Below are 24,604 nucleotides of genomic sequence, written 5' to 3'. Positions count from 1 at the left end.
CCGGCCGACGGTAGCAGTGGATCACTGCGCACCGGCCGACGCACGGGTGCGGCGGTCGGGGGAGCCGCTACTCCGCCGCCACGAGCCGCCGCACGGAGGCGGTCCGCAGGGGGTGCGCGAGTTCCGCCAGGGCGCGCTCCAGGCCGTGCAGGTGCGCCAGGGCGGGGTCGGCCGCCGCGGGCCGGTCGGCGGGAGCGGTGACGTCCGTGCCACCGGTCAGGGCCTCCACGGCGGCCTCGACGCGCCAGCAGGCGGCGGCGAGGCGTGCGTCGTGCGAGGCCTCGGGGTCCGCGGCGACCGCGGCCAGGCCGCGCACCTCGCGGGCGCAGTCGTCCAGCAGGTCCAGGACGTGGCGGGCGCGCCGCTTGCGGGCCGGCAGGGGGTTCAGCGGGTGCACGAGCGGGGCGACCGAGAGCCGTACGCGGGCGAGGAGCTGTTCCAGCTCGGCGACCCGCTGGGCCGGGTCGGCGCTGTCGTCGCCGGCGAGGCGGGCGGCGGCCTCGGCGGTGGCCGTGTGCACACAGCGCAGGGCCCGCTGGATCCAGGCGTCCGTGATGGCGTGGGTGGTGACGGGCAGGACGAGGAGCACCGCGAGGACCGCGCCGACGGCGCCGACGGCCGTCTCGGCGAGCCGTACCGCCAGCAGGGCGGGTTCGAGGACGCCGAGGAGGCCGTAGAGGAGTTCGGCGAGCACGGTGACGCAGAGCATCATCCACGTGTAGGAGACGGCGGCCGAGTAGAAGATGCCGAAGACGCAGACGGCGAGGAGGGCGGCCGTGGGCAGGTGCGCGCCCTCCAGCGGGACGGCGACGACGAGCCCGAGGCCGATGCCGAGGAAGGTGCCGAGGACCCGGCGGAAGCCCCGGACCAGGGTCTCGCCGCGCGAGGTGGTGTTGACGAAGACCCACCAGGTGGCGCCGACGGCCCAGTACCAGCGCTCTCCGGACACCAGCTGCCCCACGACCAGGGCGAAGCCGGCACCGGCGGTGGCCTGGACGGCCTGGCGGGTGGTCACCCGGGCGAGTCCGCGGCCGCCCGGCGGTGCGGGGACGGCGGCCGGGGGCATCCGGCGTTCGTAGCACCACATCCCGAAGCGCACGGCGGCCGCGCTCAGCACGGACAGCAGGACAGCGGCGTACAGCTCGGGCAGCCGTCCCGGGGTCGCGTGCAGGAACTGCGCCACGAAGTAGGTCATGAAGGCGAACACGCCCAGGCTGTGGCCGCGCGGCCCCCAGCGGCGGGCGTAGACGCCGGCGCCGACGACCGCGAGGAAGGTGAGGTCGCGGGCGAGAGGCTGGTCGTGCAGTCCGGCCGCCGCCGCGAGGACGGGCAGACCGGCCAGCGGCAGCAGCGCGGTGGTGACGGCCTGCCCGCGCACCGTCGCGTCGGCGACCGTGAACAGGGCGAGCAGCGCGGCGATACCGCCGGTGACCATGCCGACGAGGGTGTGCCCGGCGAGCCCGCAGACGAGGACCGCGAGCCCGATGCCCAGGACGCCCCGGGCGGCGAAGCGCAGCCGCACCCGCCCCGGGTCCGGCGCGACGAACACCCTCTTCAGCAATGTGACCCCCCGTGTGGCCCGTGGTGGCCCTTGTGGCCCTGGCATGCAAAAGGCGCCGCGGGAACCCGCAGCGCCATCGACCGTCCCATTGCAGCATCACCGGACTGGCTGGCTCAAGTCTCCTCTTCTAGGCTGGGCCATTGGTACAGATATTTCGGTCCTGGCACGTCCACCGGCGGGCCAATGGACCAGACGGCGAGAAGGGCCGGCGCCCATGCCCGTGGACGAACTCGACACCCGCATCCTGCGGCTGCTGCTGGAGCAGCCGCGCACCAGCGTGCGGGAGTACGCCCGCATTCTCGGGGTCGCGCGGGGCACGCTCCAGGCCCGCCTCGACCGGCTGGAGCGGGACGGGGTGATCACCGGCGCGGGTCCGACGCTGTCGCCCGCCGCGCTGGGCCACCCGGTGCTGGCGTTCGTGCATGTCGAGGTCACCCAGGGGCACCTCGACGACGTGGGCGCCGAGCTGGCCGCCGTACCGGAGATCGTGGAGGCGTTCTCGATCACGGGCGGCGGCGATCTGCTGACCCGGGTCGTGGCCCGTGACAACGCGCATCTGGAGGACGTGATCCAGAAGCTGATCAGTCTGCCCGGTGTGGTCCGCACCCGGACCGAGGTGGCGCTGCGCGAACGCGTCCCGCACCGGCTGCTGCCGCTGCTGGAGGCGGTCGGGCGGGCGTCGGCACGCGGTTGACCTTTGACATCCTGGGGCCATGAGCGACCTCGGCGGCACTTCGGTCATCTTCGATCTCGACGGAACGCTCGTGGACAGCGAGCCCCTCTATTTCGAGGCGGGCCGGCGGCTCCTCGCCGAGCACGGGGTGACGGGCTTCACCTGGGCGGATCACGAGACGTACGTCGGCATCAGCACCCTGGAGACCGTGACGCTCTGGAAGGACGCCTACGGTCTGCGGGCCGGCGTCGGCGACCTGCTCGCCGCCAAGAACCGCCACTACCTGGACCTGGCCGCCACCGGCATCCGCGTCTACCCCGAGATGCGCGCGCTCGTGGAACTGCTGGCGGCCGACGGCGTCCCGATGGCGGTCGCCTCGGGGTCGTCCCGCGAGGCCATCACCGCGATCCTGTCCGGCACCGGTCTGGACGCCCGGCTGCGCACCGTCGTCTCGGCCGACGAGGTGGCCCGGGGCAAGCCCGCCCCGGACGTCTTCCTGGAGGCGGCCCGTCGCCTGGGCGCGGATCCGGCCGCCTGCGTGGTCCTGGAGGACGCGGCACCGGGTGTGGCGGCCGCCCATGCCGCCGGGATGCGGTGTATTGCCGTGCCCTATGTGGCCGCCGAGGCCGACGCCCCGCAGTTCGCGACGGCGGCGCTGCTCGTGCGCGGCGGTCAGGAGGAGTTCACGGCCCGCTCGGCCTACGCGTGGCTGCGCGGGGCGGCGTGATTCAGGACCGGCGCCGCGGCTTGCCGCCTCGGTGGGCGCCGCCCTTGGCGCCCTTGGCCCCGCCCTGGGTGCCGCGACGGCCGCCGCCGCTGCCGGACCGGCCGCGTGCGGCGCCGCCACCGGACTCGGGGCGCTTGCGCCGGGGCTGTTCCTCGGCCGCCGGGGCCTGCGAGGTCGTACGCCCCCGGGTGCTGTTGACCGTGCGGCCGCGCACCACGCCGATGAAGTCCTCGACCAGGTCGGTGGTCGCCTCCTGCGGCCAGGACAGGGCGACGCTCGACTGCGGGGCGTCGGCCAGGGTGCGGTAGGTGAGGTCCTTGCGGTGGTGCAGACGGGCGAGCGACTGGGGGACGACGAGGAGGCCGACGTTGGCCGCCACCAGTTCCACGGCGTCGGCGGTGGTCGCGGGCCGTTCGAAGCCCGGCCGGCCGGGCGGCCGCTCCCAGCCGAGGACGTCGTCCAGGGGGTGGAAGACCACCTCGTCGGCCAGGTCCGCCATGGTCACCTCGTCGACGGCGGAGATGACGTGGTCCTTGGGGACGACGACCACGGTGGCCTCGGTGTAGAGCGGGATCGCGCTGAAGAACTCCCGGTCGACCGGGAGCCGTACGAAACCGGCGTCGGCGCCGCCGTCCCGCAGCATCTCGGGCGCCTCGGCGGCGGTCGCCGCGTGCAGGGTGAGGGGGACGTCGGGGAAGCGTTCGTTCCAGATCCGCACCCATTTCGCGGGTGTCACTCCCGGGACGTACGCGAGCCGGAACGAGGAGGGTGCCGCCGAGCCTGTCACCTGGCCAGGTTACCGGCCGTGGTCGGGGGAGGTTCACCCGGTGGATACCCTGGACCCCATGACGTCGCACCACACCACTCAGTCCATGAAGCCCGCGACCGCGGCGAAGAAGCTGGGTGTGTACCTCGAAGCCACCCCCGTCGAGTTCCGGGAGGGCGTGGTCACGCGCGCGGAGCTGAACGCGCTCCAGGCCGACCCGCCGCAGTGGCTGCGTGACCTGCGGCGCGACGGCCCGCACCCGCGCCCGGTCGTCGCGCAGAAGCTCGGCGTGTCCATCGCGGGGCTCGCCCGCGGCGGTGTCACCGACGCCCTGACCACCGAGGAGATCGAGGCCCTGAAGCAGGAGCAGCCCGAGTGGCTGGTCAAGGAGCGGGCCACCCAGGCCGAGGTCCGCAAGGAGGCGGCCCGGCTGCGCCAGCGGGACGCCGAGCGGGCGGCGAAGGACGCCTGATCCCCCACGTGAGCGCGCTCCGGTGACCGCCCCCGCGCGGTCACCGGAGCGCGTCAGCGGATGTCAGCTGTCGTAGTCCACGGTCAGCGACTCGGAGACCGGGTACGACTGGCAGGTCAGCACGTACCCGGCGTCGACCTCGGCCGTCTCCAGCGCGAAGTTGCGCCGCATGTCCGCCTTGCCGTCGGTGACCAGGGCCCGGCAGGTGCCGCAGACGCCGCCCTTGCAGGCGAACGGCAGGTCGGGGCGGGTGAGCTGGGCGCCGTCGAGCAGAGTCCGGTCCCTCGGCAGCGCCGCCGTGGTGGAGCGCCCGTCGAGGGTGATGGTGACCTGGCTGACAGGGCCTTCCGGCCCGCTCTCCACGTGCCGCGCCTCGCGTACCGGCTCGTCGTCGGCGTAGAAGAGCTCCTGGTGGACCCGCCCGTCCGGGACGCCGAGGCCGGCCAGCACGCGCTGCGCGTCGCGCACCATGCCGTGCGGCCCGCACAGCCACCAGTGGTCGGCGGTCTTCACGTCGACCAGAGCCTCGACGAGCGTGGCGAGCCGTTCGGCGTCGATACGGCCGGACAGGACCTCGGCCTCGCGGGGCTCGCGGGAGAGCACATGGGCGAGCTGGAACCGTGCCGGGTACAGGTCCTTCAGGTCGGCAAGCTCGTCGGCGAACATCACCGTGCCGGTGCGGCGGTTGCCGTAGAAGAGGGTGACCGTCGAGCGGTCGTCGGCGGTGAGGACGGACTCGGCGATGGACACCATCGGGGTGATGCCGGAGCCCGCCGCGATCAGCACGTGGTGGCCGGGGGTGCCGAGGTCGGGGGTGAAGGCGCCGGTGGGGGCCATCACCTCCACGACGTCGCCGGGTCGCACGTCGTGGACCAGCCAGGACGAGAACAGCCCGCCGGGCACGATCCGTACGCCGATGCGCGGCCGCGCGCCGACCGGCGAGCAGATCGAGTACGACCGCCGCTCGTCGCGTCCCTCGATCTCGCGCCGTAGCGTCAGCGACTGCCCGGGGGCGAACGCGAACTCCTCGGCCAGCTCGTCCGGGATGTCGAAGCTGACGGCGACCGCGTCCGAGCACAGCGGCTGCACGGCGGCGACCCGCAGCCGGTGGAAGGCCGGACGGCGGCGGACGCGCGGGCGGGGCCCGGCGGCCGTCTGTGCTTCCCTGAGGCCTTCCATCAGATCTCCTTGACGTACTCGAACGGCTCTGCGCAGGCGCGGCAGCGCCACAGTGCCTTGCAGGACGTGGCGGCGAACCGGGAGGTCTCCTCGGTGTCCGCCGAGCCGCAGCGGGGGCAGGCCACGGCGTGCCGGGTCGGTGACAGCACGAGCGCGACGGGGCCGCCGCGCGGCGCGGGGCCGGGCGGGGCGATGCCGTGCTCGGCGAGCTTGGCGCGGCCGGCCCGGGTGATCCAATCGCTGGTCCACGGCGGATGAAGCACGGTGCGGATCTCCACGCGCGGGTATCCCGCCGCGCGCAGGCGCGCCGCGACGTCGGCCCGCATCTCGGCCATCGCCGGGCAGCCGGAGTAGGTGGGGGTCAGGCTCGCCACGACCGTGCCGTCCTCGGTCATCTCGACGTCCCGCAGGACGCCCAGGTCGGCGAGGGTGAGCATGGGCAGCTCGGGGTCCGGCACCTGGGCGGCGATGTGCCGGGCGCGCCGCGCGTCGAGCAGGGTCGTCACCATGTCGCCTCCGGATGTGCGCGGGCGACGCCCTGCAACTCGGCGAGCAGCGGGGCGAGGTGCTCGGTGTGCTCGCCCTCGCGTCCGCAGCCGGGCAGCGGGCGGTACACGGGCATGGGCAGTCCGGCCGCGTCGGTGACCTGCTTCAGGTCCGTGACGACCTCCTGCCGTACGTCGAACGCGGTGAACAGCTCGCCCAGGTAGGGCGCCACCTGTTCCTGCGCGCGGCGCATACGGCGGTGGGACTCGTCGGTGCCGTCGCCCAGGCGGACCGCCCACTCGGCGGCGTACTGCCGGTGGTAGCGCAGCTCCTTGGCGCCCTTCTCGGCGATCGCCGCGAGCACCGGGTCGGGGTGGGACGCCAGCCGCTCGAAGTGCGCGAGCCGCCAGCTGGACAGCACCAGCAGCCGCACGATCGTGAACGCGAAGTCGCCGTTGGGGAGTTCGGCGAGGCGGACGTTGCGGAAGCCGGCGGCGTCGCGGAAGTACGCGTACGCGTCCTCGCCGCGTCCGGTGCCGTCGGTCTGGCCGGCGCGGGAGTACAGCAGCCGGGCCTGCCCGAGCAGGTCGAGGCCGATGTTGGCGAGCGCGACCTCCTCCTCCAGCTCGGGGGCGCGGGTGACCCACTCCCCCAGGCGCTGCGCCGAGACGAGCGCGTCGTCGCCCAGCGCTACGCACAGGGCGGCGAGCGCGGCGGCGTCGACGTCGTCCGGGACGGTCGTGTCCACGCCGTGCAGCGGGTCCTCGAAGCCGGTGCCGTAGGCCCAGCGGGTGTCGTCGTCGTGTCCCTCGGCGAGGGTCAGGTAGACGTGGTCGTCACTCATGCCCTCTCCTTCAGATGTGGGGGACGTCGTCGGGGATGTCGTAGAAGGTGGGGTGGCGGTAGACCTTGTCGGCGCTGGGCGCGAAGAACGGGTCCTTCTCGTCGCGGGTGGAGGCGGCGATGTGCTCGGAGCGCACGACCCAGATGCTGACGCCCTCGTTCCGCCGGGTGTACAGGTCGCGGGCGTGGGTCAGCGCCATCCGGTCGTCGGCGGCGTGCAGCGAGCCGACGTGGACGTGGTTCAGTCCGCGCTTGCCCCGGACGAACACCTCGTACAGCGGCCAGTCCTGCCTTCCGGTGCTCATGCCACCGCTCCCTTCTCCGCGCGGGCGGCCTGCTTGGCCGCGTGGGCAGTGGCCGCCTCCCGCACCCAGGCGCCCTCGTCGTGGGCGCTCCTGCGTCGTTCCACCCGCTGTGCGTTGCACGGGCCGTCACCCTTGATGACCCGCATCAGCTCGTCCCAGTCGGGCGTGCCGAAGTCGTGGTGGCCGCGCTCGGCGTTCCAGCGCAGCTCCGGGTCGGGCAGGGTGACGCCGAGCTTCTCGGCCTGCGGGACCGTCATGTCGACGAACCGCTGGCGCAGCTCGTCGTTGCTGTGCCGTTTGATCTTCCAGGCCATCGAGCGGGCGGAGTTGGGCGAGGAGTCGTCGGGCGGCCCGAACATCATCAGGGAGGGCCACCACCAGCGGTTCACGGCGTCCTGGACCATCTCCCGCTGGGCCTCGGTGCCGCGCATCATCGTCATCAGCAGCTCGTAGCCCTGCCGCTGGTGGAACGACTCCTCCTTGCAGATCCGCACCATCGCGCGCGCGTACGGCCCGTAGGAGCTGCGGCACAGCGGCACCTGGTTGCAGATCGCGGCGCCGTCCACGAACCAGCCGATCACGCCGACGTCGGCGAAGCTCGCCGTGGGGTAGTTGAAGATCGAGGAGTACTTCTGGCGGCCCTCGATGAGCCGGTCGGTCAGGTCGGCGCGGTCGGCGCCCAGGGTCTCGGCGGCCGAGTACAGGTACAGGCCGTGACCGGCCTCGTCCTGCACCTTCGCGAAGAGGATCGCCTTGCGGCGCAGCGAGGGCGCCTTGGTGATCCACTCACCCTCCGGCTGCATGCCGATGATCTCCGAGTGGGCGTGCTGCGCGATCTGCCGGATCAGTGTGTTGCGGTAGCCGTCCGGCATCCAGTCCCGCGGCTCGATGCGCTGGTCGCGCGCGATCGTCGCGTCGAAGTGCTCCTCAAGCGGCCCTTGTGGGGGCGCCTCGGTGGAGTGTGAGGTCGTCATCGCTCCCGCTTCCCAACCGACCATTCGTTCGGTGCCAGTGTGACGTGTTTCGCCGAACGGAGCAAGACCTTTGAGGTCACCGACGCCGCCACTCTGCGTGACCGCACGGGCGCGCCGTGACGCGAACCGACCCGACCGCCGCCACCGGCGTCGAAGGTCACAAAAACGTATCGGACATTTCGCACGTCAACCTTCACTGCGGGCACACAAGTTGGCTAAGTTACTGGCTCAGGACGCGCGTTGAACTCCGGCGAACCCCGTCGGGACGAGCGGCCTCCGCCGAGTCGGCGTGCCCTGCGGGGCCGCGGAACCGGGGACCCAACCGAACCATGGGGTGAATCGACCCGAGGCCGTGACGGGCCGGGTCGTAGGGCACACCTTCCGACGCGAACGCCCGAACCCGTCAGCTAACTCGGTAGGCGGAGTACGGAAGGAGCACGTCGCCCATGGCGCCGGAACGCACCGGTATGCGCAATTCCGCGCTCGCCTCGGCAGCAGCCCTCACCTCGGTGGCCCTGCTCGGCCAGTCGGCCGGTGCCGCCCAGGCGGACGAGGGACCGAGCCGCGAGGAGGTCAGCCGGCGGGTCAGCTTGCTCTACGACCGGGCCGAGACCGACACCGGGACCTTCAACGCCACCCGCGCCTCGTCGACGGGACCGCGCAAGCGCGCGGGCGGCCCGGCGGCCTCGGGGCGCGACGGTGACGGCGGCCGGGGCTCGGCCCCGCTCGACGAGGTGGCCCGGCAGTGGTTCGACGTCGCCCGGTCCAGACTGGGCCCGACGACTCCGGCCGTGCTGCCGAGGGACCGGATGCCGGAGCGGTCCGCCCCGGCCCGGTCCGCACGCCCGTCGGCCGGCGACGGCGCACGGGAGATATCCGGCCGCACCGCCCTGGAGCTGCCCGCCGGATCGTCCGCACCGGTCGCCGAGTTGACGGCCGGAACCGCCCGCTCGGCAGTCATGGGAGAGCTCACCGCGGGTCCGGTCGCGGCGCTGCCCGCGGCGACCACGCCGGCCCTCGAATCCGGGGCCGCCCCGGCGCTGCCCGCCCCGGCCACCGCGGATCCGGAAGCGGCTCAGCGGTCCATGCTGCGCGCGAGCAAGGAACGCAGCGGGCGCAAGCTGGCACAGGCGCGCGACCTGTTGTCCGCGCGCGCCGGCCGCACCACCCCGGCGCTGGAGGCTCCCCCGGCCGCCCCGGCGTCGTTCCCGCCCGCGGCGCAGACCCGGTGGGACGCCCTGGAGGCGCAGAGCGCCGCCGATCTGACGACGGTCCCTCCGGGGACGACGGCTCAGCCCGCGCCGCCGGTGGACACCTTGTTCCCCGCCGCCCCTGGTGACCAGTCGACGCCGACCACGGGGACGGCGAGTGCCCCGCAGGTGTTCGCCGCCCCGGACGCCGGGTTCGCCGGGGCCGGCCAGACCGGAAGCTTCCCCACGGTCGACCAGACCGGGGGCTTCCCCACGGTCGACCAGACCGGGAGTTTTCCCGCGGTGGCCCAGACCGGGAGCTTCCCCGCCGTCGACCAGACCGGCAGATTCGCGGCGGCGGCCCAGACTGGCAGCTACCCCGTGATCGACCAGACCGGGGGCTTCCCCATGGTCGACCAGACCGGGAGTTTTCCCGCCGTGGCTCAGACCGGGAGCTTCCCGGCGGTCGACCAGACCGGCGGATTCCCCGCCGTCACCCAGACCGGCAGTTTTCCCGCCGTGGCTCAGACCGGAAGCTTCCCCGCAGTCGACCAGACCGGCGGATTCCCCGCCGTCACCCAGACCGGCAGTTTTCCCGCCGTGGCCCAGACTGGGAGCTTCCCCACGATCGACCAGACCGGCGGGTTCCCGGCCGTCACCCAGACCGGAAGCTTCCCCGCAGCCCCGCTGTCCGGGAGCTTCCCCGCTGCCGCTCCGGCTCCCGCCGCCGTGGCGGTCCCGCAGGACAGTCGGGCGCTGAGGGCGCTGGAGTTCGCCCGGGCTCAGGTCGGCAAGCCGTGTGTGTGGGGTACGACGGGGCCGAACACCTTCGACGGTCCCGGGCTCACCCAGGCCGCCTGGAAGGCCGCCGGTATCGCGCTCCCCCGCACCGCCCAGGAGCAGGCCACCGCCGGGCAGGGCGTCGCCCTGACCCAGCTGGAGCCCGGCGACCTGGTCCTCTACCACGCCGGCCATGTCGGCATCTACTCCGGGAACGGCATGATGATCCACGCCCCGGGCCCCGGCACCGTCATCCGCGAGGAGTCCATCGAGTACGCCGGAGAGGCCGCGATCCACAGCGCGATCCGCCCCGCCTGAGACGACGTCACCGGCGCCGTACGACGACCGCCCCGCCACCGCCGGGTGGGGCGGAGCGGGGCGGGTCCGTCGGGGACGCCTTCGGTGGTCGTTCGGGGATCAGTGGCGGGCTTCCGGGCCGCGCCGGTCGGGCCGGCGCTGCAGGGCGAGCCAGTCGGCGACCGCGGCCGCGATCGGCTGCCCCGTCTCCAGCTCGACGAAGCCGAACTGGCCTCCCTGGTTGCACTCCAGGAACCACCAGATGCCGTCCTTGTCCTCCGCGAAGTCGAAGGCGGCGTACGCCAGTCCGGCAAGAGTGACGTACTCGTGCACCGACTTGCCGATACGGTCCGGCACCGGGACCGGCTCCCAGGGGTGCCCGGTGTCGCCGTACCGTCCGTCGATCTGGTCGGGTTCGGCTGTCTTGCGCGCGGCGAACAATCTGGTGCCGACGCAGGTCAGCCGGATGTCCGCCTCCTTGGGGACGTACCGCTGGAGCAGGGCCGGCCCGGCCGCGACGGCGGAGAAGTCCGCGTCGGGGCCGATGAGGGTGGTGGGCAGGGCCAGGGGCGGCTCACCGGGCGGCGGTCCGGAGGCGGACTTCACCACGACCTCCTTGTGCTGCTCGACGAACGCGCGCGCCAGCCGCGGGGCCGTCGTGAACACCGTGGGCGGCACGGCGAATCCGCTGAGGTGGCCGAGCCTGAGCTGCCAGGGCTTGAGGCGGGCCTGGTCCGCGTTGCGGGGATGGTTCATCCATCGGGCGGCGGCCGAGTGCAGCATGCCGTACAACGCCTGCCGGGTCTCGGCGGTCAGCCAGGGCGAGGGGTCCGGCGCGTGGGCGGCCGGCTCTCCGGGCCTGCGCACCCAGATGGAGCGCAGTCCTCCCATCGACAGCACGTGCCCGTTGACCGACAGATGCCCGTCGAAGTCACCGTGGGCGTAGTCCGCGGACAGCACGGCCTTGCCGGGCAGGTCGGCGGGGTCCAGCCGCAGCATGGGCGTCCCCGTCGCGTGCAGTTCGTTCACCACCATGTCGGCGGTCACGTCCTCCTCGGACGTGAGGATCAGTACCGTCATGCGCCGGCCGGTTCGTCAGTCGTCGAAGTGGGTGGCGGAACCAGCCGTGGACGTCGTCGTGCCGGCGGCGAGCAGGAGATCCGGGTCGCTGACGGCCGGGCGCCCGTCGGGCAGCATGTTCAACTGCCGGGCCGGGTCGAAGTGGTACGGCGTCACCGCTTGGGCGGCGCCTCTGGGGAACGCGTAGTTCAGGGTGAAAGGTCGCATCGAAACCTCCGCGGTCACGTGATGCCTGCACTACCGTCCCTTACGCGCCTGTTGTGTAATGCATTCACTACGTGCTGCCACATGGGGGTGAACGTCGTCACACCCGACGGGGTGGTGCGGAGGCCCTGTCGAGGGCCCTCCGCGTGACGGTCTATGCCGCGGGCACGCCACCGCCCCGGAGGCGTTCGAGGTCCGAGGGGCGCACCTGGATGACGAGCAGGGCGATGACCGCGGCGATCGCGGTGAAGATCGCGGCCGTGATGAAGGCGGCGGAGATGCCCGCGGTCAGGATCTCGCCGGCGAACCGTGCCGGGAGCTGTCCGGTGCGTTCGAAGCGCAGCCGTTCCAGAGGGGTGGCCTGGGACAGGAAGGCCGGGATCTGTTTGTCGGCCTCGTTGCTGCTGGCCGTCCCGTACATGGTGACCAGGATGGACAGGCCCAGCGAACCGCCGACCTGCTGGGTGGCGTTGAGAAGCCCGGAGGCGGCGCCGGTCTCCGCGGGCGTCACGTCGGACAGCGCCATCAGCGTCAGGGAGACGAACTCCATGCCCATACCGAGGCTGAAGACGAGCATGGGCCCGAGGACGCTGCCCAGATAGGTCGAGTGGACGTCGGTCAGGGTCAGCCAGGCCAGCCCGGCGGCAGCGAGGATCGCCCCCGTCACCATGAACGGTTTGGGACCGTACCTGGGCAGAAGCCGGGAGGCGATCCCGGCGCCGACCGCGATGACGGCGCTCACCGGGAGGAAGGCCAACCCGGCCTGGAGCGGGCTGAAGCCGAGCACGTTCTGCACGAACAGCGTCAGGAAGAAGAACATCCCGAAGATCGCGGCGGCGAGGCTCAGCATGATGCCGTAGGTGCCTGCGCGGTTGCGGTCGGCGAACATGTGCAGGGGGGTGATCGGCTGTCTGGAGCGCTGCTCGATCAGGACGAACAGCAGCAGGAAGACGACGGCCGCCCCGAAAGCGCCGAGGGTCAACGCGTCCCGCCAGCCGTCCTGTGCGGCGCGGATGAAGCCGTAGACGAGAAGCACCATGCCGATGGTGGAGGTCGTCGCGCCCAAGATGTCGAAGTGCCCTGCGTGCCGCTCGGACTCCCGGATCCAGCGGGGCGTGGCGAGCACGATGAGCAGGCCGATGGGCACGTTGACGAACAGCACCCAGCGCCAGTTGAGCCACTCCACGAGCATGCCGCCGGCGAGCAGCCCGATCGCGCCGCCGCCCGCCGAGACCGCCGCGAAGACACCGAACGCCCGGTTGCGTTGCGGCCCTTCGGGGAAGGTCGTGCTGATCAGCGCCAGGGAGGTCGGGGAGGCGATGGCACCGCCGACGCCCTGGAGAGCGCGGGCACCCAGGAGTTGCCACTCGTTCTGGGACAGCCCGCCGAGCAGCGAGGCCAGGACGAAGAGCAGCACACCGAAGACGAACACCCGCCGCCGGCCCAGGATGTCGCCCATCCTGCCGCCGAGGAGGAGAAGTCCGCCGAAGGTGAGCGTGTAGGCGTTGACCACCCAGGACAGGCTCGTCGTCGAGAAGTCGAGCGACCGCTGGATGTCCGGGAGGGCGATGTTCACGATGGTGATGTCGAGCACCACCATCAGCTGACAGGAGGCGATCACGAACAGTGCCATGGCGTTGCCACGGCCCTTGCTCCGCTCCATGTCCTGCGGGGTGGTCCGTGCTCGGGGTGTCGGCTCCGAATAGCTCATCGCATCGCCGTGGGCGGGGGTTCGGGGGCTGGGTCGGAATCGGACCGGCTGCCCGCCACCACTCGACCGTACGCCGGTGCCGTACGGCCCTCCAGTCGATCACGGGCCGGGCGGATCAGGCCCGTTCGGCGCGGCGCGGGTGGCGGTCGGGCGTGATCAGGCGGCCGCCGGGGGGATGTTCTGGGTGGCGTGGAAGAAGTTGTCCGGGTCGTAGGCGCGCTTGACGTCGGCGAGCCGGTCGTAGTGCCCGCGGTAGGTCGTCCGGACGCGGTCCGTGTTCTCACCCTCGCCGATGAAGTTGATGTACGAGCCGCCCATCGAGAACGGGTGCAGGTCGCTCTGGTACGCGACCGACCACTCGCGGATGGCCCCGGCCTTGGCGGGGTCCGGGTCGACGCCCGCGATCACCGCGGACCACACGGCGTCCCGGTAGGCCCAGGCCGTGTCGTCGGCACCGAGCTGGTGGGCGGCGGCATCCACCGGATACAGGTGCATCAGGGACAGCGGGGTGGGGAGGTTCTCCCCGTACTTGTGATGCACGTCGATGGCGGAGTCGCTGATCGCGTCGAAGAAGTCGCCGCGCCAGTACCACTGGTAGCCCTTCGGGATCAGCTCGTCGAACATGCCCTGGAGGGCCGGGTAGGGCATGGGGGCGCTGAAGTGGAAGGCGGGCGGGGCGGGGTCGTTCACGGGGGCCAGCATCCGCTCCAGCCGGTCGCCCTCCGAATCGCCGGTGTAGCACCAGACGACGCCGCACATCTTCTGCCCGTGGATCGTCTCGGGGAACGGAGGACCGGGCGGGATGCTGAACAGGGTGAAGAAGCCGGTCAGATCCGCCGGTGCGGCAGGCAGGAAGTCCCGGTACCAGCCCAGCACTTCGGGCGTCCGGTCGACCGGCCACACCGTCACTCCGACTCCGACGGTGCCCACCGGGTGGAGGCGGAAGGTGAACGACGTCACCACACCGAAGTTCCCGCCACCGCCGCGCAGCGCCCAGAACAGGTCGGGGTGCTCCTCCTCGGACGCGGTGACGAAGGTGCCGTCGGCGAGCACGACGTCGGCGGACGTCAGACTGTCGATCGTCAGGCCGTACTTGCGGGTCAGGTGCCCGTGCCCGCCGCCCAGCGTGAGGCCGCCCACGCCGGTCATCGAGACGATGCCGGCGGGCACGCCCAGGCCGAACGTGTGGGCCGCGTGATCGAGGTCCCCTATCCGCGCTCCGCCGGACACCTGTGCGGTCATCGACCCGGGGTCGACACGGATCCCGCGCATCGTCGTCAGGTCGAGGACGAGCGCGTCGTCCACCAGGCACAGCCCGGGTCCGCTGTGCCCGCCGCCGCGCACCGCGAGCTCCACCCCGGTGTCCCTCGCGAAGCCGATCGCCGTGCGTACGTCGGCGACGTCCACGCACTGCGCGAACGCGGCCGGCCGCCGGTCGATCATGGCGTTGTAGATGCTGCGGGTCTCGTCGTACTCCGCGTCCTCGGGGGTGACGACGGGTCCCCGCATTCCCTCGCGCAGTTCCTCGACTGCCGTTGCGTTGATGGCGCCCATGGCCGGACCCCTTCGCTCGAAGTCGATGAGCGACGGATGGCGGCACCCGGCGTCCGGCGTCCGGGCGTGAGCAGGGGCGCACGGTGCGCTGATCCGTTCGCACCTCGTGCAGCTGTCGGCAGGACGCACCGTCCTGCCGTTTTCCAGTGTTCTCCGGTCCTCGGACGACGGCACGTCGATCGAGGACCGGAGGGCTAGGGGGGGCGGGGCCGGCTTCAGGCAGCGGTTTCGGGTACGGCCTCTGTTTCTGCTGTGGCCTCTGCTTCTGCTTCTGCTTCTGCTTCTGCTTCTGCTTCTGCTTCTGCTTCTGCGAGGAGAGCGGCGAGCGTGGCACGGGCGCGAGCGACGCGGGAACGGACCGTCCCCACGGGGCAGTCGCTCCATGCGGCCGCCTCCGCGTAGGGCAGTCCGGCCAACTGGGTCAGCACGAACGCCTCACGCCGCTCCGCGGGGAGCGTGTCCAGCAGATCCAGCAGCGCGACCCCTTCGTCGAAGCCGGGCAGGCCGGCGGGCTGGGCGCGTTCGGCGGCGCGCGTCCAGTCGTCGGTGTCGCACAGGCGCGGCCGGGCGGCCGCGTACCGGTGGCTGTCGATCACCGCACGCCGCGCGATGGCCAGCAGCCAGGTACGCGCCGACGAGCGGCCCTCGAACCGGTGCAGGCTGCCGAGCGCCCGCAGGAACGTGTCCTGTGCCAGGTCGTCGGCGGCCTGCGGGTCGGCCGAGAGGTGTGCCACGTACCGCACGACGTCCCGGTGCAGGGACCGGACGAAACGGTCGGCGGCATCCGGGTCACCACCACGGGCCGCCAGCGCCCATCTGGTCGTCGGCTCGTCCTGGGGCTCGCGGACGGCGGGCAGGGCAGGAGTGATCACCTGAGTCCTTCTCGGGTAGTCCGGACTCCAACACGGCGAGGCACGCGTCGGCGGCGGTCGCCTGCGGACGGGTACGCCACGTCCTGGGACGCGTGTCATACATACGGGTACGGCAGGTGCACAGCAGACGCAGGGCACGGCACCGGAGGTGTCCGGGGATGCGGGACACGGCCGTACGGAGGTACGGCCGTGGGCCCGAGGCGTGGACCGCGATCCATCGCGATCGCATGGGACGCCTCGGGGAGCCGGCTGTCTCAGACGACAGCGGGCTCCGCGGGAGGCCCCCGAGAGGTGATGGAGTGGACCAGCAGCAGCCGCGGCGCCCGGTCGGACCGAGCCCGGCGCGGGCGGAGGCGTGGGCGGACCGGCGGGGCGGGGAGGAAGAGGACGAGCCGCAGCGGTGCGGCCAGCCGGCCGGCGACGGCCCGCAGGATGCGGAAGGCGGCACGCTCGCCGTGCCCCAGCCACAGGCCGCACAGTACGGCGGCGAGGGTGTGGGCGGCGAACATGCCCAGCGATGCGTCACCGCCCATGTCGTGGGCCATGGACATGGGGTGCATGTCTGTGTCGGCTGCACCCATCTCGTCCAGGGACATGTGGTCCAGCGACATGTGGTCCGGGGGCATGTGGTCCCCGGCCATGTGATCCCCGACCATGTGGTCCCCGGCCACGCGGCCACGCCCCGCCAGCTCGAACACCGCGTGCAGCCCGCCCTGGGCGACGACCACGACCGACACGACGAGGGGCAATCCCCGTTCCCGGCCGGCGAGGCACCAGCCCGCGAGACAGGTCGCCGGCGCGCCGGCGACGAGCGTCCACCACGGCACGGCGGCACCGGACATCAGGGTGTGCCCGAGGGCGGCGAGCAGCACGCAGACGGACGCGAACACCGCGGCCCGTATCGCGCGCACGCCCCACCCAGCAGTCATGACGGCCCTCATCCTCGCATCCGGGGCCCACTCGTCAAGGGTGGGTACGCGGGACGCCCCCTCCCCGCACTCACGCCACGGCGGGTGAGACGGGACACATCACGGGGGGACGGAACGACGATGCCGATGCACCAGGCACGAGGCGACGACCACGAACGGCCACACGGACTGAATGGCCGTCACCAGGCGTTCGGCCACTCCGGCGGCCCCGTCGTGCTCCAACTCGATCACGAACCAGGCGGCGCTGCCCAGCATCACGGCGGTCGCCGTGAACGAAGGGGCAGGGCGCAGTCCCCAGGGGGCCGCCGTCCTCCGGTCGGCGGCCAGCACCGGCCACACCGCGAGGAGGGCGAACGCCAGCCCGGTGACCGTTCCATGACGGAGGGAGCCGCCGCTGCTCGGTGGTGGCAGCATCGCCACCACGACCGCCGTGACGCCGCCGGCGCCGAGGGCGAGCCGGCCGGGGAGGGCCGCGGGGCGCAGTCCCAGGGCGGTACAGAGATGGCAGACACCGAGAGCGGCGAACGCCGAGGTCATCACCCAGAACCCTTGCCCATCGTAGGCCGCTAGGACGCTGATGGTCTGGGTGACCGGGTCGTATGCGGACCCTTCGAGGTGCGCCGCGATCAGCCAGCCGCCGATCAGCACGACTGGGGCGGATCCGGACGACAGCAGAGCCCACCTAGGCACACGTCGCATTGAATAACCGTAAAGCGCCCTATTCGCCTGATTCGCGACGTACACGCGAAGGGCCGACCGCCCGTGCGCAGGGGGCGGCTCAGTCGTCCTTGGCAGGAGGGACCACGCTGACGTGCCCCTCGGCACCGTCCCACTCCCACAGGTTCACCGGGCCGGGAAGCCCTCGGGGGACGATCACGGCGGGGATCGGTGCGACGGTCGCGAAGGACCGTTCGGCCCCCTGGCCCGGTTCGGGGGCGCCGGCCGGGCCGCGCCACCTTCCCGCCGCCCAGGAGGTGACGGCGGTCCCGAGGCCGGTGGCGGCGGAATCCCGCCGCGTGTCCAGACGCTGGGGGACCGCGCGGCCACTGGCCCGCCACTCCGCGACCAGGGCGGCGTAGATCGAGGGGCGGCCACCGGGAGCGCCGGTGGGCGGCACGACGTATGACAAAGGCGCGGAATCGTTGCCCAGGACACTCCGCGCCGTGTCTCTGTTGTCCATGCCAGAGCAAACGCCTCGGTGTGCGCCGGTGGTACGCGGAATGGCACCGCCACCACCCGGTCGGGTGAGACCGTCGCCCGAATGGCGCACAGGGATCGAGCCATAAGGTGCGGGCCGGGCGCGCACGGCCCGGTCCGAGGCGCGCGTCCCACCCTCTGCCTGTTTGGCGCGCGGGCGCTCACCCCATACGGGGAATTGCGCTCCGCCGTCTGGCCGCGGCACCCGACACCCGGTCCACTGAGGCCTTCACCGGTCACATCGGGAGGCTTGTTTCATGGCACTGACGGAGTGGACGAGATCGATGGAGTGGCTGGCCGCGGCGTCGGAGGACCCCGGCGCGTGCAAGCACGAGTGGCAGAACGGCACCACCGGCGTCACCCTCCTCGCGGCCGGGCGCTTCTGGGACGTGCTGATCGTGCCGGAGGAACTGGGGCTGCGCGTGGCGGACCTGCTGGACGAGTTGCCGCTGCTCGACCGCGGCCCCTGCCTGCTGGACACCCGGCGCCGCCGGGTGGGCTTCCTGCTGCCGCCGGAACCGCGGACCGTGTGGGTCGGCACCGGCGTGCGCCTGCTCGGGGCGGGTACGTGGATCGCCGCTCCCGCCCCGCACTGCCGCTGGGGTGCCCTGCGCTGGCTGATCCCGCCGGACGGCACCGGCACGCTGAACATCCCGGAGGTCATGGAGGTGGCCCTGGAACGCTGCGCGGGCGAGCTGTCCCGCCTCCAGGGCCGTGGCGCTCCGGCCGCGCGGGAACAGGGGCCGGCCGACACCGGAAGGCCGGCCGGCCCCTGCGCGGTGGGACACGGATACCGCTGAACCGTTCCGCGAATGGCTCAGCCCAGGAAGCTCAGGCGTACCTGCCGGTTCGGGTTGTCGCGGTTGGTGTCCACCAGGCAGACCGACTGCCAGGTGCCGAGTTCGAGGCGTCCGCCCACGACCGGCAGCGTCGCGTGGGGCGGCACGATCGCCGGGAGGACGTGGTCGCGGCCGTGGCCGGGACTGCCGTGCCGGTGCTGCCAGCGGTCGTCGGCGGGCAGGAGGGTGTGGAGGGCGGTGAGGAGGTCTTCGTCGCTGCCGGCGCCGGTCTCGATGATCGCGATGCCGGCCGTCGCATGCGGCACGAAGACGTTCAGCAGGCCGTCGCGGCTCCCGGCCGCCTCCCGCAGGAAGGACTCGCAGTCGCGGGTGATGTCCACGACCCGCTCCGAGGAGCCGGAGGCGACGTTCAGGACTCGGGTGGTGAAGGCGTCTGACATGCCGTCCATCCTCGCTCATCGCACCGCCGCGGGGCCCGCGCCCCGGCGTGCGCGGGAAGATCCGGGCCCACCGGGCCGTTGGTCGGGATGTGAACAGCATCGAGGCGGTCGGGACAGTCGACGTGGTGGTCATCGGCGCGGGCCAGGCGGGCCTGTCGAGCGCCTACCACCTGCGGCGCACCGGGTTCGGGCCCGGGCGTGACTTCGTGGTGCTCGACCACTCCCCCGGCCCCGGCGGCGCCTGGCAGTTCCGCTGGCCCTCGCTGACGTACGGCAAGGTGCACGGGATGCACGCGCTGCCCGGCATGGAACTGACCGGCGCCGACCCCGAGCGGCCGTCGTCCGAAGTGATCACGGAGTACTTCGCGGACTACGAGCGGACGTTCGACCTGCGGGTCCGGCGCCCGGTGGAGGTCCGGGCCGTGCGCGAGGGCCCGGACGGGCGGCTGCTCGTGGAGAGCTCGGCCGGGACCTGGGCCACGCGGGCGCTGATCAACGCGACGGGCACCTGGGACCGTCCGTTCTGGCCGCGCTATCCCGGTCAGGAGACCTTCCGGGGACGGCAGTTGCACACCGCGCAGTACCCGGGGCCCGAGGCCTTCGCGGGGCTGCGGGTCGTGGTGGTCGGCGGCGGCGCGTCGGGGACCCAGCACCTGCTGGAGCTCGCGCCGTACGCGGCGGCCACGACCTGGGTGACCCGGCGTCCTCCGGTGTTCCGTGAGGGGCCCTTCACCGAGGATCTGGGCCGGGCGGCCGTCGCACTCGTCGAGGAACGGGTCCGGCAGGGGCTGCCGCCCAGGAGCGTGGTCTCCGTGACCGGGCTGCCACTCAACGAGCCGGTGCGGCAGGGGATAGCCGACGGCGTCCTGGACCGGCAACCGATGTTCGACCGGATCACCCCGGACGGCGTGGAGTGGAAGGACGGACGGCACGTCGCCGCCGACGTCATCCTGTGGGCGACCGGCTTCCGGGCCGCCATCGACCACCTGGCGCCGCTGCGGCTGCGTGAGCCCGGCGGCGGCATACGGGTGGAGGGGACACGCGCGGTCGCCGACCCCCGTGTCCATCTCGTCGGCTACGGGCCGTCCGCCAGCACCATCGGCGCCAACCGCGCGGGCCGTGCGGCGGTCCGGGACATCAGGCGGCTGTTGTCCGGGCAGCCGGTCGCGGCGTGACCGCCGCGCGGCCGGTCACCGGGCCGCTGAAGGGCTGGCCTTGCGCAGCGCGTTGGCCTCGGCCACATTGCGCTGGTGTACTGCGTAGTCGGCCGTGAAGCGCGTGTCGCCGGGCTTGACGGTGACGAAGTACAGCCAGTCGCCGGCGGCCGGGGTGACGGCGGCGCGCATGGCGTCGGCCCCCGGGCTGCCGATCGGCGTGGGCGGCAGCCCCATGCGCTGGTACGAGTTGTAAGGGCTCTCGATCCGGGTGTCCGCCTCGCTCGGGGCGCCGGAGGAACGGTTCAGCGCGTAGTTGACCGTGGAGTCCATCTGGAGCGGCATGCCGCGCGCCAGCCGGTTGAAGACGACCCGGGCCACCTTGGCCATGTCCGCCTTGGTGGCGGCTTCGGCCTGGACGAGGCTCGCGATCGTCACCGCCTGGTAGACGTTCATGGCGTTGCGCTGGGCCCCGGCGGCGATCGGGGCGCCGCTGAACTTCTGGTCGGCCTTGGCGACCATGTCGGCCAGCAGTGCCTCCGGGGTGACCCGGGTGCCGTCGCGCTCCAGCGGATACGTCGCCGGGTAGAGATAGCCCTCGGGGTTGCCGTCGGCCTCGTTCGGCAGTTTGAGGTTCGCCTTGCCGAGGGACTTCTTGGTGCTGCCGGGAGGCAGGGCGAGGGCCTTGTCGACCGCCGCGTAGACCTGGCCGGCGCGCCAGCCCTCCGGGATCACGAGGGAGGTGGGCAGCGCCGGTTCCTCCTCGCCCGTGATCAGCACCGGCACCGCCACGGCGGTGCCGGCCACGACGGCGCCTGCGGCGATGAGGGCGACGCGGCCCCGGCGCGTGAGTCGGATGGTGTTCCGTGACGGGGTGTTCAGGTACATGCGGGAACGGTAACCCGCACAACCTCACAAAAGCGGCATATCGTCACCTCGTCGGCTCCAGTTGCGCGTCCCTGCGGACCAACGCGGCATAGCGGCCGTCACGCGCCAACAGCTCCTCGTGGGTGCCGCGTTCGGCGACGTGCCCCGTGTCGAGGACCACGATCTGGTCGGCGCCCCGAATGGTCGACAGCCGGTGGGCGATGGTGACCGTGGTGCGGTTGGCCGACAGGGCGTCGATGGCCTGCTGGACGGCGTGCTCGGTGCGGGTGTCCAGGGCGCTGGTCGCCTCGTCGAGGATCAGCACCGGCGGGTCCCGCAGGATGGTGCGGGCGATGGCGAGGCGCTGCTTCTCGCCGCCGGAGAAACGGTGGCCGCGTTCGCCGACGACGGTGTCGTAGCCGTCGGGCAGCGCCGCGATGTGGTCGTGGATCTGGGCCGCCTTCGCCGCCGCGTGCAGTTCCTCGTCGGTGGCGTCCGGCTTGGCGAAGCGCAGATTGTCGGCGACCGAGGCGTGGAAGAGGTACGTCTCCTGCGAGACGACGCCCACGGCCCGGGCGAGGGTGTCGAAGTCGAGGTCGCGCACGTCGACCCCGTCGAGGGTGACGCGGCCGCCCGTCACGTCGTACAGACGTGGCACGAGGTGGCCCAGGGTCGACTTGCCGGCTCCCGTGGGGCCGACGACCGCGAGGCTGCTGCCGGCCGGGACGGTGATGTCGATGCCGTCGAGGATCGGGCCGCCCTTGCCGTCGTAGCGGAACTCGACGTCCTCGAAGCGGACCTCTCCCTTGACGCGGTCCAGGTGGACGGCGTCCTCGCGTTCGGTGATGTCGATGGGGAGGTCCAGGTACTCGAAGATGCGCTGGAAGAGCGCGAGCGAGGTCTGGATCTGCACACCGGTGGACAGCAGGCTGACGGCGGGCCGGAACAGGCCCTGCTGGAGCGAGACGAAGGCGACGATCGTGCCGATGGAGACCTGCGGGCCGCCGAACTGGAGCGCCAGGCCGGCGGTCCAGTAGATGAAGGCCGGCATGGCGGCCATGACGATGGTGATGACCGCCATGCGCCAGCGGCCGGCCATGCTGGAGCGCACCTCCAGGTCGACCAGTTGCTCGGACTCGTCGGAGAACGCCTTGGTCAGCGAGTCGGACCGGCCCATGGTGCGGCCGAGCAGGATGCCGCTGACGGAGAGCGACTCGGTGACCGTGGCCGCCATCGCGGCCATCTGCTTCTGCCGCTGGGTGGTGATCTTCTTGCGTTCGTTGCCGACGCGGCGGCTGATCCAGACGAAGACGGGCAGCAGGAGCAGCGACACCACGGTGAGCCGCCAGTCCAGCGCGATCATCGCGACGATCGTGGCGACCACGCTGGTGAGGTTGGAGACCAGGGAGGTGGCGGTGGAGGTGACGGTGGCCTGCATGCCGCCGATGTCGTTGGCGATGCGGGACTGGACCTCGCCGGTGCGGGTGCGCGTGAAGAAGGCGAGCGACATCCGCTGGAGCCGGCCGTAGACGGCGGTGCGCAGGTCGTGCATGACGCGCTGGCCGACCGTGGTGGAGATCAGGGTCTGCAGCACGCCGAAGACGCTGGTGAGGACGGCACTGAGGATCATGCCGAGCGCCAGCAGGCTGAGCAGGCCGGTGCGGCCCTGCGGGATCGCTACGTCGAGGATCTCCTTGAGCAGGAACGGCGTGGCGACGCCGACCAGGGACGAGGCGCCGACGAGCACGCCGACGACCGCGAGGCGGCCCCGGTACGGGCGGAAGAGCCGCAGGATGCGGCGGACCTGCCGCGGCTGCTCGGATGCGGCGGCGGGAGGCGTCCAGGCGGGTTCGCGGTCGGGATGCATGGGCTCCTACGGAGGTGGGCGGGCGAAGACTGACGGAGCTTAGCTCATTGTTACCTATGCTCACAATGAACGTCGTCCTGATATTGTTCCCGTATGACCATGCCCGATGCCGACGGCCCGCTCGCCGAGCAGCTGCTGCGCCTCACCCGCCGGGTGCACCGGATCCAGAAACGGCACCTGAAGGAGTGCGGCGTCGGGATCACTCCGGCGCAGTCCCGTCTGCTGCGCACACTCGCGCACTACGACGCGCCCCCGCGGATGGCCGACCTCGCCGAACGGCTGGAGGTGGTGCCGCGCGCCGTCACGACCCTGGTCGACGGACTGGAGTCGAACGGGAAGGTACGACGGGTCCCGGATCCGACGAACCGGCGGGTCATCCGGATCGAGCTCACCGACGACGGACGCAGCGCCCTGCGCGAGCTGCACCGGGCGCGCCGGTCGGCGGCTGAGGAGATCCTCGCGCCGCTGACGGAGGAGCAACGGTCGGTCCTGGGCGTCCTCCTGGACACCCTGGTGGACGGGGGCACCGGCCACGGGTGCTGAGAAGGACCCGAGGAGCGGGTCGCGTGGGGCGGGGGTGAAGTCGCGGAACCGCGCCTTCACGAGCGTGACGGTGCGGGAACGGCCCGACGGCCGCTCGACCGGGGGCGCGGCGGTGATCCGGCCGTGCCAGTCGCCCCGAACTCGGCGGGTGCGTCGGCGACTTGGATCGCGGGAGCCGGGCTCGCCCCGAGGGGAGTGCCCGCCGGCAGGGTCGCTGCGGTGAGCATCGACATGACCATCCGTCTCGTCATGGCCGTGTTCTACGGCGAGTCGGCCCCCTGCCGCGATGCGGCCTCCCGCGTCAGTGCGAGCGCCTCAGGTCGGCCCTGTCCCCCATCACCACCACAGGATGCCGAGCCGGGTCGAGCGTACGGAGCAGGAACCGCATCGCCGATTCGGACAGACTGACGCAGGCGGACGTACCACTGCCGTGATCCATGTGCAGCCAGATGCTCCCACCCCTGCTCCGACCCTCGGGACGGGTCGGGTCGTTGGGGGGCGTGCCCTTGACCCGGTTGTAGTCGATGGCGATGACGTAGTCGAAGTCGTGCCAGTGCGACTCGGCCCACGAGCGCGGCGCCGCGAACCCCGGCGAACGTGTGTACGGCAGCTTGGCCCCCGGGTCCGCCCGTACGCCGCCCGCGTCGCTCAGCGTGAAGACACCCACCGGGCTGCGGTTGTCGCCCTCGTGGTGGTCGGTGGTCCAGCCCCTCTTGCCGTTGTGCGCGGGCCAACTGTGGACCCGTTCCCAGGTGGAGCCGCGCTTCCCGTAGAACACGACCGTGGCGTCGGGTGAGTCCCTGCCGTCCCCGTAGACCGCCACGACCTGTTCGGACGTCGCGGGAATTCGCGCGTGCCAGCGGTCACCGACTCCGGGGATGCGCGTCACCTCCGCCGCCCCGGCCGAGGGGGTGCGGGTCGCCCTGCCGGCTTCCGCGCCCGCACTGGACCGCGCGCCGTCGCACGCGGTGAGGACCATCAGGAGGAGCGCGGCGGCCGCCGTCGCGGCCACCGCCCGTCGAGTACCGCTGGTGCGCATCGCTCCATCGTCGCACCGCGGGCGGGATGCGGCTGGGACCGGATCCGTGCGGCGCTGCGGAAAACCGTTTGCGCGCGACCACGCCACGACGTCA

26 protein-coding genes and 1 riboswitch are annotated in these 24,604 nt (G+C 72.4%); of the genes, 7 read left to right on the top strand and 19 right to left on the bottom strand.

The annotated features are described in order from the left end of the window. Positions 1-67: 67 nt before the first annotated feature. Entirely contained in the window at positions 68-1,561 is a 1,494-nt protein-coding gene (locus ACFRAC_RS04520) for an FUSC family protein (RefSeq protein ID WP_382920533.1), read from the bottom strand. Positions 1,562-1,775: 214 nt separating this feature from the next. Here ACFRAC_RS04520 and ACFRAC_RS04515 point away from each other — a divergent pair, with 214 nt between their 5' ends. Further along, positions 1,776-2,255, top strand: a complete 480-nt coding sequence (locus ACFRAC_RS04515) for an Lrp/AsnC family transcriptional regulator (RefSeq protein WP_382920530.1) — start codon at positions 1,776-1,778, stop codon at positions 2,253-2,255. A 19-nt stretch (positions 2,256-2,274) separates the two neighbouring features. Beyond that, positions 2,275-2,961 (top strand): HAD family hydrolase, encoded by a 687-nt coding sequence (locus ACFRAC_RS04510; RefSeq protein ID WP_382920527.1) that lies wholly within the window; start codon positions 2,275-2,277, stop codon positions 2,959-2,961. A 1-nt stretch (position 2,962) separates the two neighbouring features. On the opposite strand, the gene ACFRAC_RS04505 is transcribed toward ACFRAC_RS04510, so the two are convergent. Further along, positions 2,963-3,748: a LysR family substrate-binding domain-containing protein gene (locus ACFRAC_RS04505; RefSeq protein WP_382920524.1), complete on the bottom strand. Its 786-nt coding sequence runs from the start codon at positions 3,746-3,748 to the stop codon at positions 2,963-2,965. A 58-nt stretch (positions 3,749-3,806) separates the two neighbouring features. Here ACFRAC_RS04505 and ACFRAC_RS04500 point away from each other — a divergent pair, with 58 nt between their 5' ends. Continuing rightward, the gene (locus ACFRAC_RS04500) at positions 3,807-4,199 is read left to right on the top strand and encodes a DUF5997 family protein (protein WP_382920521.1); all 393 of its coding nucleotides are present in this window, start codon (positions 3,807-3,809) and stop codon (positions 4,197-4,199) included. A 63-nt stretch (positions 4,200-4,262) separates the two neighbouring features. Here ACFRAC_RS04500 and paaE read toward each other — a convergent pair whose 3' ends face one another. Genes paaE through paaA form a run of 5 tightly spaced genes read right to left on the bottom strand, consistent with a single transcriptional unit; the run spans position 4,263 to position 7,986 of the window. Further along, positions 4,263-5,378, bottom strand: coding sequence for a 1,2-phenylacetyl-CoA epoxidase subunit PaaE (paaE, locus tag ACFRAC_RS04495; protein WP_382920518.1), 1,116 nt, complete (start codon positions 5,376-5,378; stop codon positions 4,263-4,265). Further along, positions 5,378-5,887, bottom strand: coding sequence for a 1,2-phenylacetyl-CoA epoxidase subunit PaaD (gene paaD / locus ACFRAC_RS04490; protein WP_382920515.1), 510 nt, complete (start codon positions 5,885-5,887; stop codon positions 5,378-5,380). Before paaD ends, paaE begins: the two co-directional genes overlap by 1 nt. Further along, positions 5,881-6,708, bottom strand: a complete 828-nt coding sequence (paaC, locus tag ACFRAC_RS04485; protein ID WP_382920512.1) for a 1,2-phenylacetyl-CoA epoxidase subunit PaaC — start codon at positions 6,706-6,708, stop codon at positions 5,881-5,883. The genes paaD and paaC overlap by 7 nt, the downstream gene beginning before the upstream one ends. A gap of 10 nt (positions 6,709-6,718) precedes the next feature. Next, positions 6,719-7,012: a 1,2-phenylacetyl-CoA epoxidase subunit PaaB gene (gene paaB, locus ACFRAC_RS04480; RefSeq protein WP_382920509.1), complete on the bottom strand. Its 294-nt coding sequence runs from the start codon at positions 7,010-7,012 to the stop codon at positions 6,719-6,721. Next, complete coding sequence (paaA, locus tag ACFRAC_RS04475) at positions 7,009-7,986, bottom strand: 1,2-phenylacetyl-CoA epoxidase subunit PaaA (RefSeq protein WP_382920507.1); 978 nt, start codon at positions 7,984-7,986, stop codon at positions 7,009-7,011. The genes paaB and paaA overlap by 4 nt, the downstream gene beginning before the upstream one ends. A gap of 267 nt (positions 7,987-8,253) precedes the next feature. After that, positions 8,254-8,424: riboswitch (cyclic di-AMP (ydaO/yuaA leader) on the top strand. A gap of 8 nt (positions 8,425-8,432) precedes the next feature. Here paaA and ACFRAC_RS04470 point away from each other — a divergent pair. Beyond that, positions 8,433-10,274: a C40 family peptidase gene (locus ACFRAC_RS04470; RefSeq protein ID WP_382920504.1), complete on the top strand. Its 1,842-nt coding sequence runs from the start codon at positions 8,433-8,435 to the stop codon at positions 10,272-10,274. A gap of 99 nt (positions 10,275-10,373) precedes the next feature. On the opposite strand, the gene tgmB is transcribed toward ACFRAC_RS04470, so the two are convergent. From tgmB to ACFRAC_RS04430, 8 genes are all read right to left on the bottom strand, one after another. Further along, entirely contained in the window at positions 10,374-11,333 is a 960-nt protein-coding gene (tgmB, locus tag ACFRAC_RS04465; protein WP_382920501.1) for an ATP-grasp ribosomal peptide maturase, read from the bottom strand. Between the two features lie 15 nt (positions 11,334-11,348). Beyond that, positions 11,349-11,540 carry a putative ATP-grasp-modified RiPP gene (tgmA, locus tag ACFRAC_RS04460; protein WP_062667970.1) on the bottom strand — a complete coding sequence of 64 codons (192 nt, stop codon included), beginning with the start codon at positions 11,538-11,540 and terminating at the stop codon, positions 11,349-11,351. Between the two features lie 151 nt (positions 11,541-11,691). Beyond that, entirely contained in the window at positions 11,692-13,170 is a 1,479-nt protein-coding gene (locus tag ACFRAC_RS04455) for an MFS transporter (RefSeq protein WP_382921129.1), read from the bottom strand. Between the two features lie 234 nt (positions 13,171-13,404). Then, positions 13,405-14,802 (bottom strand): FAD-binding oxidoreductase, encoded by a 1,398-nt coding sequence (locus ACFRAC_RS04450; protein WP_382920497.1) that lies wholly within the window; start codon positions 14,800-14,802, stop codon positions 13,405-13,407. Positions 14,803-15,017: 215 nt separating this feature from the next. Then, a complete protein-coding gene (locus ACFRAC_RS04445) occupies positions 15,018-15,674 on the bottom strand; it encodes a sigma-70 family RNA polymerase sigma factor (RefSeq protein ID WP_382920494.1) in 657 nt (218 codons plus the stop codon). Between the two features lie 254 nt (positions 15,675-15,928). After that, a complete protein-coding gene (locus tag ACFRAC_RS04440; protein ID WP_382920492.1) occupies positions 15,929-16,603 on the bottom strand; it encodes a hypothetical protein in 675 nt (224 codons plus the stop codon). 99 nt (positions 16,604-16,702) lie between these two features. Beyond that, positions 16,703-17,302 (bottom strand): DUF998 domain-containing protein, encoded by a 600-nt coding sequence (locus ACFRAC_RS04435; RefSeq protein ID WP_382920489.1) that lies wholly within the window; start codon positions 17,300-17,302, stop codon positions 16,703-16,705. A 79-nt stretch (positions 17,303-17,381) separates the two neighbouring features. Next, on the bottom strand, positions 17,382-17,783 hold the full coding sequence (locus ACFRAC_RS04430) for a hypothetical protein (protein WP_382920486.1): 402 nt from the start codon (positions 17,781-17,783) through the stop codon (positions 17,382-17,384). A gap of 274 nt (positions 17,784-18,057) precedes the next feature. On the opposite strand from ACFRAC_RS04430, the gene ACFRAC_RS04425 reads away from it, so the two are divergent. Beyond that, complete coding sequence (locus tag ACFRAC_RS04425) at positions 18,058-18,600, top strand: hypothetical protein (protein ID WP_382920483.1); 543 nt, start codon at positions 18,058-18,060, stop codon at positions 18,598-18,600. A 17-nt stretch (positions 18,601-18,617) separates the two neighbouring features. Here ACFRAC_RS04425 and ACFRAC_RS04420 read toward each other — a convergent pair whose 3' ends face one another. Next, a complete protein-coding gene (locus ACFRAC_RS04420; RefSeq protein WP_382920480.1) occupies positions 18,618-19,040 on the bottom strand; it encodes a secondary thiamine-phosphate synthase enzyme YjbQ in 423 nt (140 codons plus the stop codon). Positions 19,041-19,129: 89 nt separating this feature from the next. Here ACFRAC_RS04420 and ACFRAC_RS04415 point away from each other — a divergent pair, with 89 nt between their 5' ends. Then, entirely contained in the window at positions 19,130-20,215 is a 1,086-nt protein-coding gene (locus ACFRAC_RS04415; protein ID WP_382920477.1) for an NAD(P)-binding domain-containing protein, read from the top strand. 15 nt (positions 20,216-20,230) lie between these two features. On the opposite strand, the gene mltG is transcribed toward ACFRAC_RS04415, so the two are convergent. Both mltG and ACFRAC_RS04405 read right to left on the bottom strand, forming a co-directional pair. After that, a complete protein-coding gene (gene mltG, locus ACFRAC_RS04410; protein ID WP_382920474.1) occupies positions 20,231-21,082 on the bottom strand; it encodes an endolytic transglycosylase MltG in 852 nt (283 codons plus the stop codon). Positions 21,083-21,125: 43 nt separating this feature from the next. After that, positions 21,126-22,928 carry an ABC transporter ATP-binding protein gene (locus ACFRAC_RS04405; protein WP_382920470.1) on the bottom strand — a complete coding sequence of 601 codons (1,803 nt, stop codon included), beginning with the start codon at positions 22,926-22,928 and terminating at the stop codon, positions 21,126-21,128. A gap of 93 nt (positions 22,929-23,021) precedes the next feature. Between ACFRAC_RS04405 and ACFRAC_RS04400 the strand changes: the two genes are divergently transcribed. After that, positions 23,022-23,471, top strand: coding sequence for a MarR family winged helix-turn-helix transcriptional regulator (locus ACFRAC_RS04400; protein WP_382920467.1), 450 nt, complete (start codon positions 23,022-23,024; stop codon positions 23,469-23,471). Positions 23,472-23,772: 301 nt separating this feature from the next. Here the strand turns inward: ACFRAC_RS04400 and ACFRAC_RS04395 are convergent, their stop codons facing one another. After that, on the bottom strand, positions 23,773-24,510 hold the full coding sequence (locus ACFRAC_RS04395) for a hypothetical protein (protein WP_382920464.1): 738 nt from the start codon (positions 24,508-24,510) through the stop codon (positions 23,773-23,775). Positions 24,511-24,604 lie beyond the last annotated feature (94 nt).

Origin of the sequence: Streptomyces sp. NPDC056628 (assembly GCF_042792555.1) — a bacterium.
GTDB lineage: Bacteria > Actinomycetota > Actinomycetes > Streptomycetales > Streptomycetaceae > Streptomyces.
This window is presented reverse-complemented; position numbering and strand designations above follow the sequence as displayed.